This window comes from Nostocoides sp., from assembly GCF_037045025.1.
Classification (GTDB): Bacteria; Actinomycetota; Actinomycetes; order Actinomycetales; family Dermatophilaceae; genus Nostocoides_A.
In genome coordinates this window covers 289366-302945 of the sequence record NZ_JBAOHM010000005.1, presented here as the reverse complement: position 1 = coordinate 302945, position 13580 = coordinate 289366, and the positions used below count along the sequence as shown (strand labels likewise).

General features: G+C 67.1%; 15 protein-coding genes. 9 read left to right on the top strand and 6 right to left on the bottom strand.

Translation table 11 applies throughout. The features are described 5' to 3' along the window. The first annotated feature begins 4 nt into the window (after positions 1-4). Complete coding sequence (locus V9G19_RS03825) at positions 5-682, top strand: restriction endonuclease subunit S (protein ID WP_462284160.1); 678 nt, start codon at positions 5-7, stop codon at positions 680-682. Positions 683-1019: 337 nt separating this feature from the next. Here V9G19_RS03825 and V9G19_RS03820 read toward each other — a convergent pair whose 3' ends face one another. Next, positions 1020-1169 carry a hypothetical protein gene (locus V9G19_RS03820; RefSeq protein WP_462284159.1) on the bottom strand — a complete coding sequence of 50 codons (150 nt, stop codon included), beginning with the start codon at positions 1167-1169 and terminating at the stop codon, positions 1020-1022. 155 nt (positions 1170-1324) lie between these two features. Here V9G19_RS03820 and V9G19_RS03815 point away from each other — a divergent pair, with 155 nt between their 5' ends. The 5 genes from V9G19_RS03815 (at position 1325) to V9G19_RS03795 (ending at position 5050) form a co-directional block, all read left to right on the top strand. Then, positions 1325-2416 (top strand): transposase, encoded by a 1092-nt coding sequence (locus tag V9G19_RS03815; protein ID WP_462284158.1) that lies wholly within the window; start codon positions 1325-1327, stop codon positions 2414-2416. A 366-nt stretch (positions 2417-2782) separates the two neighbouring features. Then, positions 2783-3079, top strand: a complete 297-nt coding sequence (locus V9G19_RS03810; RefSeq protein WP_462284157.1) for a restriction endonuclease subunit S — start codon at positions 2783-2785, stop codon at positions 3077-3079. Between the two features lie 149 nt (positions 3080-3228). Next, positions 3229-3876 carry a nucleotidyltransferase domain-containing protein gene (locus V9G19_RS03805; protein ID WP_462284156.1) on the top strand — a complete coding sequence of 216 codons (648 nt, stop codon included), beginning with the start codon at positions 3229-3231 and terminating at the stop codon, positions 3874-3876. Then, positions 3873-4298, top strand: a complete 426-nt coding sequence (locus tag V9G19_RS03800; RefSeq protein ID WP_462284155.1) for a hypothetical protein — start codon at positions 3873-3875, stop codon at positions 4296-4298. Before V9G19_RS03805 ends, V9G19_RS03800 begins: the two co-directional genes overlap by 4 nt. Continuing rightward, the gene (locus tag V9G19_RS03795; RefSeq protein ID WP_462284154.1) at positions 4298-5050 is read left to right on the top strand and encodes a type I restriction endonuclease; all 753 of its coding nucleotides are present in this window, start codon (positions 4298-4300) and stop codon (positions 5048-5050) included. Before V9G19_RS03800 ends, V9G19_RS03795 begins: the two co-directional genes overlap by 1 nt. Here the strand turns inward: V9G19_RS03795 and V9G19_RS03790 are convergent. Continuing rightward, entirely contained in the window at positions 4984-6294 is a 1311-nt protein-coding gene (locus V9G19_RS03790) for an ISL3 family transposase (protein WP_462283955.1), read from the bottom strand. The two genes, V9G19_RS03795 and V9G19_RS03790, sit on opposite strands and share 67 nt — an antisense overlap. Positions 6295-6497: 203 nt before the next feature. Between V9G19_RS03790 and V9G19_RS03785 the strand changes: the two genes are divergently transcribed. Next, complete coding sequence (locus tag V9G19_RS03785; protein ID WP_462284153.1) at positions 6498-6779, top strand: hypothetical protein; 282 nt, start codon at positions 6498-6500, stop codon at positions 6777-6779. Positions 6780-6799: 20 nt separating this feature from the next. Here the strand turns inward: V9G19_RS03785 and V9G19_RS03780 are convergent, their stop codons facing one another. The 3 genes from V9G19_RS03780 to dnaB form a co-directional block, all read right to left on the bottom strand. Next, a complete protein-coding gene (locus tag V9G19_RS03780; protein ID WP_462284152.1) occupies positions 6800-7915 on the bottom strand; it encodes an XRE family transcriptional regulator in 1116 nt (371 codons plus the stop codon). Then, positions 7908-8603 (bottom strand): hypothetical protein, encoded by a 696-nt coding sequence (locus V9G19_RS03775; protein WP_462284151.1) that lies wholly within the window; start codon positions 8601-8603, stop codon positions 7908-7910. Before V9G19_RS03775 ends, V9G19_RS03780 begins: the two co-directional genes overlap by 8 nt. Positions 8604-8852: 249 nt before the next feature. After that, positions 8853-10211 carry a replicative DNA helicase gene (gene dnaB / locus V9G19_RS03770; protein WP_462284150.1) on the bottom strand — a complete coding sequence of 453 codons (1359 nt, stop codon included), beginning with the start codon at positions 10209-10211 and terminating at the stop codon, positions 8853-8855. A gap of 377 nt (positions 10212-10588) precedes the next feature. On the opposite strand from dnaB, the gene V9G19_RS03765 reads away from it, so the two are divergent. Together V9G19_RS03765 and V9G19_RS03760 are read left to right on the top strand one after the other, a co-directional pair. Further along, on the top strand, positions 10589-11818 hold the full coding sequence (locus V9G19_RS03765; RefSeq protein ID WP_462284149.1) for an acetyl-CoA hydrolase/transferase family protein: 1230 nt from the start codon (positions 10589-10591) through the stop codon (positions 11816-11818). Positions 11819-11859: 41 nt separating this feature from the next. Further along, positions 11860-13227 (top strand): Ig-like domain-containing protein, encoded by a 1368-nt coding sequence (locus V9G19_RS03760; protein ID WP_462284148.1) that lies wholly within the window; start codon positions 11860-11862, stop codon positions 13225-13227. 36 nt (positions 13228-13263) lie between these two features. Here the strand turns inward: V9G19_RS03760 and V9G19_RS03755 are convergent, their stop codons facing one another. Next, a complete protein-coding gene (locus V9G19_RS03755) occupies positions 13264-13539 on the bottom strand; it encodes a DUF2277 domain-containing protein (protein WP_462284147.1) in 276 nt (91 codons plus the stop codon). Positions 13540-13580 lie beyond the last annotated feature (41 nt).

Genomic DNA, 13580 nt, shown 5'->3' with positions numbered 1-13580 from the left:
GACAATGCCCCTGCGGCACGTCGCCGAGGTGCGGACCAGCAGCGTCGACAAGCACACGCACGCCGGCGAACTACCTGTGCAGCTGTGCAACTACACCGATGTCTATAAGAACGACAGGGTCGGACCCGGCCCGGACCTCATGCGCGCTACCGCAACATCCGACGAAGTCTCACGGTTCCGACTAGAAGTCGGCGATTCCATCCTGACGAAAGATTCGGAGGACCCGACAGACATCGGGATTTGCGCCTTTGTCGATAGGTCCGCCGACGACTTCGTGTGCGGCTACCACCTGGCGATAGCCCGCCCGTTACCTTTAACTCATCCTCGATATCTCACGTGGGCTCTGCGGAGTCGACCAGTCCTCGACCACTTCAGCAACCACGCGTCCGGGATCTCGAGATACGGGCTGACCACGGCGGGACTCAGGTCCGCACCTGTGCCGATGGCTGGCCGAGAGTCACAGCGGCGGATCGCGGACTTCCTCGACGACCGCGTCGCCCGAATCGACCAGATCATCACCGCCCGCCGCCAACAGGCCGTGCTGATGGCTGATGTCACCCGCCGGCAAATCATGGATCGTTTGCTGCAACCAAACCTCGAACAGATCAGTGCTGACCCTTGGTTTCTGACGGATGGCACACGTCAGCTGGTACGACTGGCGTCACGCTGGACGGGTCATTGACTGCAAGCACCGAACGCCTAGTTACCAAGAATCGGGCTACCCCGTCATTAGCCCGGGCGACATCTCGCCGGGCCGACTGGAACTTGGACGCGCCACACGATTTGTCGGCTACGAGGACTTCTTGGATCTGGCCGATGATCTCCGCCGATGCCGGCAGGGGGACCTTGTATACAGCCGCAACGCGTCGGCGGGCACCGCGTCCTACGTCGACAACTCTGAGCCGTTCACCATGGGCCAGGATGTCTGTCGGATTACTTCAGACCCGGATCCGCGAGTAGTGGTGGGGTGATCGGCGTGTGATGTGACGAAGGTGCTTGTCCTACTGGGAGAATCGGGGTTACGAAGCCTTCGATTGGCCAGCGAGGAGAAGCACCTTGTCGATGAAGAGAGTACGTGGTCGTGGCCGGGTGCGGAAGCGGGTGCGGATCGGCGCGCCGGATCCGTCGTTGACCGGGACCTCGGGGGTGGCAGCGCTCGCGGAGTTCATCGAGAAACTGGATCTGGTCGGGCGCCTGGACCGGGGGATCGGTGCGATCAAGGAGCGGGAGCGGGGCGCGACGGGCGGGCAGGTGCTGGTGTCGCTGGCGCAGTGCCAGTTGCTCGGCGGGGATGTGCTGGCCGCGTTGGACCGGCAGCGCCAGGATGTGGCCGGGTGCTGCGTTGTCGGCGGTGCCGGTGTTGGCCTCGACCACGGCGGCGGGGTTGGCCCGCCGGTTCGGGCCGGCGCAGCTGGCCGGTCTGGAGGGTGCGGTCGCGGACCTGACCGGTCATGCGGTCGGGTTGTTGCCGGCGTCCCGCCGGGCGGTGTTGGCGGCGGCGGTGACGGTGGACTTGGATTCCACCGATGTGGAGGTGTACGGGCCGACGAAGCAGGGCGTGGCCTACAACTATCACGGTCAGCGCGCGGGCCGTCCGCATCTGGGGACCTGGGCCGAGGCCGGGTTGACCCTGGCCGCGGAGTTGCTCGCGGGGAATGAGGATGTGAGGCCCCGGGCCGCTGACCTGTTGCGCCGGGTCCTGGCCGGGATCCCCGAGGACATCCGCTCGGCCGCGGCCGACTGGGATCGGTTGCGGGTGCGCGCGGATGCCGGCTACTTCACCGCCGACCTGGCCCACGCCGCGGTGGCGGCCGGGTGTGACTTCGCCATCGCCGCGAAACGGAACACCGCGATGTGGCGCGCCTACGCCGCCATCCCCGAGGACGCCTGGGGTGCGGCGGAGGGGATGCCCGGCGCGCAGGTCGCCGCGGTCGACTACGCCCCGCAGGGGTGGCCGCCGCACACGTACACCATCGTGCGCCGGGTCCGCATCGAGGCCGAGGACATCTCCGACGACCCCCGCTCACGGCGCCGGCGCACCATCGAGAAGAACCAACTCACCCTCGCGCGTTGGAGGGCGCGGCCACCCACGCCCACGCGGTCTCCTTCATCGTCACCAATATCCCCGCCAACGACCACCCGGCCAACCCCACCGAGCCGGCCGAGCCGGCCGAGCCGGCGGAGCCGGCCGAGCCGGCGGAGCCGGCGGAGCCGGGTGAGGCGGCCGCACCGGTTGCCTCGATCACGCAGGTCGAGTCCTGGTTCCGCCGCCGCACCGACATTGAGGACCGGATCCGGGAAGCCAAGCTCGGGGCCGCGCTGCGGCATCTGCCCTCGGGCGACCACGCCATCAACACGGTGTGGATGTGGGCTGCCCTGCTCGCCGGGAACATCTCCGTTCTGCTGCAAGCCCTGACCGGGATCGACCAGCCGTCACCGCGCCCACGGCGCCCGCCTACGCCACGAACTGCTCTGCGTCCCAGCCCGCATAGTCCGCCACGGCCGCCAGCTGATCCTGCGGCTGCCGCCCGGACCGCCAGCTCCTGCCCACCGTCCTGGCCCGGATCCGGGCCTTACCCACCGCGGCCTAACCCGCCGAATCCCCTGTCCCGACGACCCAGGACCCCGAAGACCCGCCCACCCGAGCGCCACCGGGCCATCCGCGCTGCCCGCACCCAAAAACACACTGCCACAACACAAAATCTATCCGCCGTTCACTGGCCGCCCAACCCACACGCAAGCTACTCGCGGATCCGGGTCAGACGAGGACGACCAGCTTTACTTGGCGTACTGCCTCAACTACCTCACCACGCCGCAGTTGGATTCCGCTCGGGTGGGCTCGACGTTCACACGTATCAACGTCGCGCGAATCAAGGCGCTGGTGATCCCGTACCTTTCGCCCGAAGACCAGGCTGCCGTCGCAGCAGAATGTGACGCGTTGGCGTCAGACGGCCTCTCCCGTCATCAGGCGATCACGACCTCGATGTCTCTGTTGCGGGAATACAAGCAGTCGTTGATCACGGCTGCGGTGACGGGTGAGCTCGACGTGACGACCGCAGGCAGCGGCATACCTGGCTGAAACCCGGCCCCCGGCAGCTCCACGTGTGAAGAATCGCGCCGATTCCCAACATGTCCCCTCGACACGTCAAGTCGGTTGACACATCGACGGTGTCACGTCCATGGATCAATTATGTTCCATTTGGATCACTTGTGATCCATACTTGGGGGGTGAACCTGTCCTCGCCCTTGGCCTCTCTGCTGCCCGAGGCTGACGCTGGTGCGTTGACCGTCCTTGCCCACACCGAGACGCCACTCACCGGGCGCCGGGTGGCTGAACTGGCGGGCGAAGACACGCACCCGTCGACGCTGCGCGCGCTGAACCGCCTTGTCGCTCAGGGGTTGGTCACCGTAGAGCCGGCGGGGCGGGCCAAGCTGTTCCGGCTCAATCGGGAGCACCTGCTGGCCAGGTCTGTCCTGACCATGGTGGGCGCCGGGGATGAGCTTCGAAATCGTCTGAGCGAGGCCATCAGTTCGTGGGGCATCCGTCCGCTGCATGCCGCACTCTATGGTTCCGTCGCGCGAGGCGAGGCGGGCACGACGTCGGACATCGATGTCCTCGTGGTCCGCCCGGACCTGTCGAGCCCGCAGCGGCAACAGTCCTGGGATGCTCAGCTCGCTGATCTCGAGGAGCGCGTCCACGCCTGGACGGGCAACGACCTGTCCTGGCTCGACACGACCGTGGATGATCTCCGCAGGGCGCAGGCGGCGCGCGAGCCGCTCTTCGAATCCTGGCGTGATGACGCGATCCGGCTGGCCGGCCCGTCGTTGACGACGCTCCTGCGCGAACCCGCACCGAAGGCCCGGAGACGCCGATGAGCCCAGAGCGACTGCGCCGCGGCACCCCGGCCGACGCACGCAACCGGCGGATCATTGCTGCTCGTTATCTCGAGGTGGCGGACCTGGCCGCCACCGAGGAGGGCCCCGGCGCCAACAACGTCGTCGTGGGTGTCGCCGTGCTCGCCGGCATCGCCGCTTCCGACGCGATCTGCGTGGCCGCGACCGGCAGCAGGTATGCCGGTGAGGACCACGCCGAAGCCGCCCGCGTGCTCGCCCGAACGGACAAGAAGCTCGGGGCTGAACTGAGCAAGTTGATCCGTCTCAAGCCCGGCGCGCACTACGGCTCGACCTTCATCAGCGACAGCGATCGGATCCGCGCCCTGCGGGCCGCCGCAACGCTGGTCGATGCCGCCACCTCACGCACATTGACACCCGGCACCGGACCGCGAGGGAGCACGTAATGAGCATCACCCACGAGTCGGCGTTCGAGGCAAACATCGAGGCCCACCTGCTCGGGCACGGTTGGCACACACTGGCGCCCGCGGCATACGACCGGAAGGCCGGGGTTTTCGGCGACGAGGTCATCGACTTCGTCAAGGAGTCGCAGCCGAAGGCGTGGGAGCAGTTGGTCACGCGTCATGGGGGCGAGGCGACGGCGCGGGAGAAGTTCCTCAAGGTCGTTGTCGACGCGCTCGATCATCGCGGCACGATCAGCGTGCTGCGGTCCCCGGTGAAGGATTCCGGCGTGAGCGTGCGCCTGTGCTTCTTCAAGCCGGCGAGTGGACTCAATGAGGAGCAGACGAGGCGATATGCCGCGAACCGGCTCTGTGTCGTGCGGCAGCTGCACCACTCGGAGTTGAACCCGGCGGACTCGCTCGACATGACGCTCGTGGTCAACGGAATCCCGGTGGCGACGGCGGAGCTGAAGAATCCGCTGACCCATCAGACCGTCGAACACGCGATGGCGCAGTACCGGACGGATCGGAATCCCAACGATCTGATCTTCCGGGCTCGATCGTTGGTGCACTTCGCGGTCGATCCGCACCGGGTGGCGATGACGACGCGGCTGGCTCGGGAGGCGACGGTCTTCCTGCCGTTCGACCAGGGCAGTGGTGGCGCGGGGAACACAGGCACGGCCGGCAAGGCTCATCCCAAACGAGAGTGTAGTTGGGGTCTGAATCCGCCGGCTTCGAGCAGACTGCGGGCAATGTAGTTGGTCAGGTTCCGGAACCCGAGGGCGGAGCCGCGCAGGTGTTCGAGCCGGCCGTTCAAGGCCTCGGTGGGGCCGTTTGAGGTGCCGGGCCGGTCGAAGTAGGCCAGGATGTCCGCGGCGCGCTTCTTCAGGGTCCGGCCCAAGGTGATGATCTCGGTGAGCGCGGCCGGGACGCCGGCGCTGATGGAGTCGATGACAGCCTGCATCCGGGCCTTGGCGGCGGCACGGTCGGGATCGCGGTAGGCGCCGATCATTCGCTGGTAGATGCCCCAGGTCGCTTCGACCTCGACATGGTCCTCAACGGCAAACAACGCCTCGATGCGGGCGCGTTGGCGGTCGGTGAGCAGATCGGCGCCGGTGTGCAGGGTCCGCCGCGCGGCATACAGCGGATCGCCTTTGCGGCCGCGGTGGCCGGTCGTGGCCTGCTGGACCCGGCGGCGTGTCTGATCGAGAGCGTCGCCGCCCAAGCGGACCACGTGAAACGGATCCATCACCGCGGTGGCGGACGGGAGTTCTTGGGCGGCCGCGGATTTGTACCCGGTGAAGCCATCCATCGCGACGACCTCGATCCTCTCCCGCCAGGCCGGGTCCCGCTCCGCGAGCCAGGTCGCGAACACCGCTGAGGAGCGGCCCTCGACCATATCCAGCAGCCGGGCCGGGCCCGTCTTGTCCCGCACCGGCGTCAGATCGATGATCACGGTGACGTACTTCTCGCCCTTGCGGGTGTGCCGCCAACAGTGCTCGTCCACGCCCACAACGGCCACACCATTGAACCGGTCCGGGTCATCGATCAACACCCGGCGTCCTTCAGCCAGAACCGCGTCGTTCGCGGTGTCCCAGGCCACCGCCAACGCCTCGGCGACCCGGGCGACCGTCAGGTGGTAGAGGACCAACGCCTCCAACGCCCAGGCCAGCGCGGCCCGGGACAGCTTCGCGCGCGGCTCGGCTGCTCGGCTGGTGTCCTGGCGCCACACCTTCCCACACGCCCCGCAGCGGTAGCGGCGGACCGTGATCTCCAAAACTGTTGGCCGCCACCCGAACGGGACATGCGCCAGCCGGCGCACCACCGTGTCCCGCACCCGGCCTTCGCTCCCGCAGCGCCGACACCACGGATCGGGCTCGAGGACCCGGCAGGCCAGCACCGCACGACCGGTCTCAAGCCGCTGCCCCGTGATGACCAGACCGAGATCATCAACACCGGTGAAGGTGTCCAGGTCGGGGCAGGTGAAGGTAACGTCAGCCATGTCGAGGTCTTCCAGATGGGAAGTGTCAGAGCTTCCATCATCGGAAGACCTCGACCCTCAACCCGGCAGCGACGCGCCACCCCCCACACTCTCGTTTGGGAAGAGCCCCATATGTCCCGCGTGCGCGGTTCGTAGGGCGGAACGGGCGAACTGCTCCTGCCGACCTCGCTGTGCCAGCGACCGGTCGCGATTGCGTGATTGCGGTGGCAGCGAAGGGCTTCGACTCGACAGGCTCGAAGTTGTCCGACGCGGTGCGGGAGATCGAGGAGATGGCGGACGCCAGGACCGGGGGCCAAGTGGCTCTGGCTGTGGTCGACGGCATCGGTTGGAAGGGGCGAATGGCTGATCTGAAGCGCATCTGGGACCTCTGGGACACGGGCGAAATAGATGGCCTCTACACGCTCGCGACGCTGGCTCAGTTCAGAACTTACCTCGACCACTTCGCTGCGCTTCGAGGCGTCGTTCGCTTGGGTGCCTCGACCTGACCTGGTTAAGAACGCAACAGCTAGTCGTCACCCACGATGCGAAGGAGAGGGCGCTCATCGGGTTGACCCAGCAGATCTCGAACCTGCGCCGGGCTCAACTTCAAGGCCTCAGCGAGCACGTGCACCCCCGCTCCTTGGCCTTCAGCCAGCTGGGCCGCCTTCCTCAGCAGTGTCGGCAGCTCGCCAGGATATGCGCTGGTTGGATCCGCCGAACTGTCGTAGGCGGTCGCCAAGCGTTGATAAGCCCGGCGCGCCGACGACTCAGTCGTGCGGCCGCGCTCGACCATTCGACGGACCAAGGAAGTCGGCGCCACACCCCACAGCCTGGCGAGTCGGTCGAGTGCGGCGAGGTCGAGACGTTGCGGGAGCACCGCGTCCATCGCCGAAGCAGGCGTGAGGAACGCGGCGGCGAACTCGTCGGCTTCCTTCTCAATCGCTGCGGTCGGCTCGCCGGCATCGCCATGGAGGAGCAGATGCCCGATCTCGTGCGCCAAGGAGAACCGGTGTTTGAAGACATTCTCGGTCCGGCGAGGCGTCGTGACGACAATTGGACGCTCGAGGATGACGACTGAGAAGGCATCGACGTCTTCGATCTCTCGCAACGGACGGATCGCGAGCACAATGCCATGGGACTCGGCAGTAGCAGCAAGGTGCTTTACAGGGCCGTCAGGTAGACCCCAGTGACTTCGCAACTCTGCAGCCGCAAGGACCGGTGTAGTCCCGACGGGCAGCGCCGGCAGATCAGCTGCGGGGAGTCTGATGAATCGCTCCAGAACGAAGGTCAGCTCCCATACCAAGGTGGCAGTTGCCAGTGCCTTGTTGCGGTCGGCTACCCGTGCCGCTCGCAGGCTGCGGAAATGAGCGTTGACTGTGTCAAGGCGTGCGAGCGGTCGCCCGACGTTGAAGAAGTCCGTTCGCGCATCGAGGGCCTTGGCGATCCGCCCCAGGACTTCCTCTCTTGGCGCGTTGATACCGGCTTCGTACTGCCCAATCGCTGCGGGCGAAACGTCGACCATACTTGCGAGGTCGGTCTTACTCATTCCGACGCGGACACGGGCCTGCGTTAGCCGGGCAGGCTCGAAGCGACCCGTTCCGGCGCTAGCGACCTCGAACAAGCTGGGGAGGTCCTCACGCATCGGGCCCCGATCCCTCCTCCTCGCGCGGCTCGATTCGGGGTCCGGGCGGAATCCCGCTGTCGAAAGCGTCGACCTCTGCATTGGTGCCGTCACCAATCGTCTCCGCTACCCAGATCGACTCTCTCCCAAGCAACGCAACTTTGCCTGCAGCGTCCATCACCGCGATGGCCCAATCGATCGAGTGCAGTTGCCGAGGCGACGACTCGACAAGGACGAGCACCAACGGCATCGCGCCGCCGATCGAGGTCCGTAGGACTCGCTCAAACTCCGTCTCAGCGTCAACCTCGTCGTCCGACCCCAGGCCATGAGTGAGTTCCGGCTCAAAGAGCATGGGGTCAGGCGGCAGTGCGGAGAAGCCGCTCTGCCGCGTGGGGCTAGATGCGAAGGAGGAAATCGCGCCAGGGCTGTTCGGGACGCGCCAGACGTAGATCAGGGAGTCGTTGACGACAGGCAAGGCGTAGCCGCCAGGAACGAGTTTGTGGGATTGGAAGCCGCGCTCCGTGAGCGCATCGCGCGTGTCATCGAGGAGGTCCCGCCACTGGGTACCGAATCCGCTTGCGTATCGCGACTCGGACACCTGGTGCGCGTCAGCGGCTCGGTCGTGTCGATCACGCACCACCCTTGCCAGCAGCTCGCGAACAGGGCCAGCGTGGGGGCCGAGCGCGTCGGTTGGCGAGAGCGGACCCATGTGTACCTCCTGAGCTTGAATCCAGCGAACCTTGAGGGGGGTTCGACTTCAGTATGGTACACGATCCGCGCATCCACACTTCAACACGCCGCGCGATACGCGCAGGCTGTCAGCCGGCTGTCAGCCAAGCCGGACAACTCGAACCACCCATAAGTGCGCCAAGCAAAACGCCCGGGACGCATAACGTCCCGTTAATACTGCATGGAACGGCAGCTACTCCAGTTTTGGCTGCATCTCGACAACAATTCCTTAGAAGTTGGCGGCCATATTGGCGAAGCGGGCGTAGTGGCCCTGGAAGCCCAGGACGATGTCCTTGGTGGGGCCGTTGCGGTGCTTGACGACGAGCACGTCGGCCTCGCCTTCGCGCTCGCGATCCTTGTGGAGCAGAATCACGACGTCGGCATCCTGCTCGATCGAACCGCTTTCACGAAGATCGGACATCTGGGGGCGCTTATCGGTGCGCTGCTCGGGGCCGCGGTTGAGCTGGGAGATCGCGATCACCGGAACCTCCAACTCCTTGGCGAGCAGCTTCAGCGCCCGGGAGAACTCGGAGACCTCTTGCTGGCGCGACTCGACCTTCTTGCCCGAACTCATCAGCTGCAGGTAGTCGATGACCACGAGCTGGAGGTTGTGCTGCTGCTTGATCCGGCGGCACTTGGCGCGGATCTCCATCAGCGACATATTCGGCGAATCGTCAATGTAGAGCGGCGAGTCGGAGATCCGGCCGACCACCTTGGCGATCTTGGTCCACCCCGCGTCACCGAGCGTGCCCTTGCGCAACTCCTGCAACGGGATCGAGCCCTCGGCCGCGATCACCCGCATCGAGATCTCGGTGCGACTCATTTCCAAGCTGAAGATCGCCGTGGGCATCTTGTGCTTGATCGCGGCGCACCGGGCCACGTCCATGCCGAAGGTCGACTTCCCGACAGCCGGTCTGGCGGCGACGACGATCATCTGCCCCTTATGCAGGCCGTGCAACAGCTCGTCGAGCTCGGCAAAGCCGGTGGGGACGCCGGTGAACTCGTCGCTGCGGCCCGAGGCCACCTCGATCTCGGTGAGCGTCTCTTCGAGGGTCAGCGCGAGCGGGATGTAGTCCTCGCTGCCGCGCTTCTCGCCGACCTGGTAGATCTCGGCCTGGGCCCGATTGACGATGTCGTCGACATCGCCCTCGCCCTGGCCATAGCCCAGCTGCACGATCCGGGTGCCGGCCTCGACCAGCTGGCGCAGCACCGCCCGCTCGGCGACGATCTGGGCGTAATAGCCGACATTGGCCGCGGTCGGCACCTGCTGGACCAGATCGTGCAGATAGGCCGGGCCGCCGACCCGCTGCAACGAGCCTCGCTTGGTCATCTCGTCGGCGACGGTGATCGCATCGACCGGCTCGCCGCGGGCGAACAGGTCGATCATCGCGCCAAAGATCAGCTCGTGCGCCGGCCGATAGAAATCGCTCGCCTTCAGCCGCTCGGCCGCCTCGGCAATCGCATCCTTGGACAACAGCATCCCGCCGAGAACCGACTGCTCGGCATAAACATCCTGCGGCGGCAGCCGGTCGATGTCGGGGCCGTCCGGGGAGCCATAGGCACCGACGTTGAGCTGGGCGATGGACACCTGCCGCTTGCCTCCTAGATTGCTGGTCACTCGCTGGTGCGAGGATCGCAGGCCCCACCGACAGCCCGGCTTGGCGGCAGGGATTCGGGGGAGCTGGCACACGCTAATTCACCCCGCGGCGACACTCCAAGGACCCCGTGTGTATGCCGTGTGGACACCTTGTGGAACACGCCGACAGACGTTGTGCACACCTGGGGGAAATCGCTGTGGAAACTCCGATGTAACCGCTTGCATAGGGCGTTGACCTGCGCAAACGCTCATACACAGCTGTGGACAAAAGTTCTCTCGGGCGTGTCCGTCCACAGCCGACCCGCCCGCTGACCGCCAGGTGACCAGGCCCGTGCAGGCGGCGGCAGGTTGTTGGCAGACTAGGGGCCATGCGGACGCTGTCGACCGACGGACTCAAGAACGCCCTGACTTCCCTACCGGACAACCCGCGCATCGTGGTCAGCGGCAACGCCGCGATCCCGACCGACGCGATCCCGATCATCGACCAGGCCCTGGAGAGCTACATCATCCACGCGCTCAACGCCGGCCCCGCCGCGGCGCCGGTGCGCGAGGGCGTGACCACCGAGACCTGCTTCGTCGGCAGCGGGATGCGCAAACATCCCGGGCTGGCCTATATCCCCGCCCGGCTCTCGCTCGTCCCTTCCCTGTTCAAGGGGCCGCTGCCACCCGACGCGGTCGTCGTGCACGCCGCCCCGCCCCGCGACGGGCAGATCAGCCTCGGCATCGAATGCAACATCCTGCCCGCGGCCATCGAGGCCTGCCGCGCCCGCTCCGGGCGAATCATCGCCGTCATCAACGACCAGATGCCCTACACCTTCGGCGACGCGCAGCTGCCCGTCGACTATGTCGACCTCGCCATCGAGGTCTCCACCCCGTTGCCCGAGCACGCCCCCGCCGTCCCCGACGCCGACAGCCAGCGCATCGGCGAACAAGTCGCCGCCCGCGTCCCCCAGGGCGCCACCCTGCAGGCCGGGATCGGCGCCATCCCCGACGCCACCCTCGGTCAGCTGTTCGGCCACCAGGGCCTGCGCCTGTGGACCGAGACCTTCTCCGACGGTGTCCTCGCCCTCGAGCGCGGCGGCGCCATGGACCCCGACCACCCGTTCACCAGCAGCTTCATGATGGGCACCCGCGAGCTCTACGACTGGGTCGACGGCAACCCGCGGGTGCGGATGATGCGCACCGAGCGCACCAACGACCCGGCACTGATCTCGCTGCAGCGCCATATGACCTCGATCAACACCGCCCTCGAGATCGACCTCTTCGGCCAGGCCAACGCCTCCCGGATCAATGCCCGCATCTATTCCGGCTTCGGCGGGCAAACCGACTTCATCGTCGGCGCCCTGCACTCCCCGGGCGGACAGGCATTCATGGCGTTGCGCTCGTGGCATCCCAAGGCAAACGTCTCCTCGATCGTCCCGCTCGTCGATGAGCCGGTCACCTCCTTCCAACAGTCCGCCGTCGTCACCGAGCAGGGCGTCGCCGAACTGTGGGGATACACCCAGCAGGCCCAGGCGCGCCACCTCATCCGCGACGCCGCCCACCCCCAGGTCCGCGACGAGCTGTGGGAGGAAGCCCGCGAACTCGGCCTGGCCTGATCGCCGCCCGCGCATTCGGCCCACCACAGCAGGGAGCGAGTATGCCGACCCCCACCAGCCCCCGCCGCGCGCGCGGGCGTGCCGCCCTCACGCTGCCTGCGGCCCTCGTGGTTCCCCTCGCGGCCGGGGCAGCAAGCGCCGGCGCCGGGCCCACGGCCACCGAGCCCACCGTGCACGTACGCACTCCCACGGCCGGGGCGCAGCTGCGCGACGGCACGGTCCGGGTCACCGGGAGCTATTCCTCCGACCAGCCGGTCACCCGGGTGTCGGTCGTCCTGTGCCGCACCGATGCGCAGCAGCGCTGCCGCGACTACCTGACCAGCGCGACCGCGGGGACCTTCGCCACCGGGTGGACCGCGTTGAAGGCGGCGCTCACCCCCGATTCGAGCACTGGCGGCCGCACCGGCAGCTTCGCGCTGACCGCCACCAACCTGCCGACTGCGACGATGAGGGCGGCCACCTATGCCTCCGACGCCGAGACCCCCAAAGGCCCGCGGATGTCGGTGGACTTCGGCGTCACGGCGAGCAGCAATCCGCCCGGGCCTGGCTACATCACGATAATGTGGGGCCGCGCGGGCTGGCAGGCCGCGGGCGGGGAGGGGTGCAGCAGACGACCAGCGAACGCCCGCACACTGGAGCAGAATGCCAAGGACCTGTTGGCGCGTGGGTTGTTCGGTGTCGGTGGTGTGGTCACCTCGCGTGCCAACGAGACGACGCGCCAGTGCACCCGCAACTACGTCCTGGAGTCCTCCTGGGCCGACCTGGCCCGGCTGCGCGACCGCTACGGCTGGTCGGTGATCTCGCAGAGCAAAACCTACCCCGACCTGACGACCCTCGACACCGAGGCCGAGGTGCTCGCCGAGACCCGCGACACGCTAGCGACCTTCCGGTCGCACGGGCACGCCCGCGCGTGGGGTGCGTTCGCCTACCCGGACAACAAGCGCAACGGATTCGTCCAGGCGATCGTCAACCGCTACTTCGCATTCGGGCGCATCTATGGTGACGGCATCAACTCCCGTGCCGAAGTGACCCAGCCACCCCACTGGATGACAACGCTCTCGGTCAATGGCGGCCAATGCCACAACGAGGCACTCGACTGCCACACCATGACCGGGGTCAACAACCAGCGGACGACCGTTCCGGCAGTCATCAGCCGGAGCCTGCGGCCCGGCGCCGACCAGTGGGGGGTCGTCCAGTTCTACCGGATCGTCGACGGTAAGTATGGCGTTGGCGTCGGCTCCGGCCTGCGCTGGGACTGCACGAGCAGCGACTGGCGCAACCGCTGGACCGGTCAGCCGGAACTCTACTGCCGCAACAGCTTCCTGGAAGCCCTTGCCGGGCGAAGCTCCAGCGCGCGTATCGCTGACCCGGTCACCGTCGCCAAGGCGTGGGGGCGGCGGCCCGGCTGAGCCCCCGGCACCACGAGAGGTGGCCGTGTCGGGTGACTACGCCGTGCGGCCGTAGCGCTCGGCCGCGCGGGCGCGGGCCTTGGCCGCCTCGACCTCGCGGTCCTTCTTGGGCGCGGTCGTGACGAGTTCGTCGAGCAGGTGGGCAGTCGTGTGGGCGATCTCGGCGACCGCCCGGTCGAAGGCCGCCTGGTTCGCGGCACTCGGCTTGGTCGTCCCGGCGACCTTGCAGACATATTGCAGCGCAGCGGCTTCGATCTCGGCGCTCGTCGCCGGCGGCTCGAAGTTGTTCAGGGGCCGGATGTTGCGGCACATGGGCGTCAACCTAGCAAGCAACGCGACCGGCGAGGGGCATG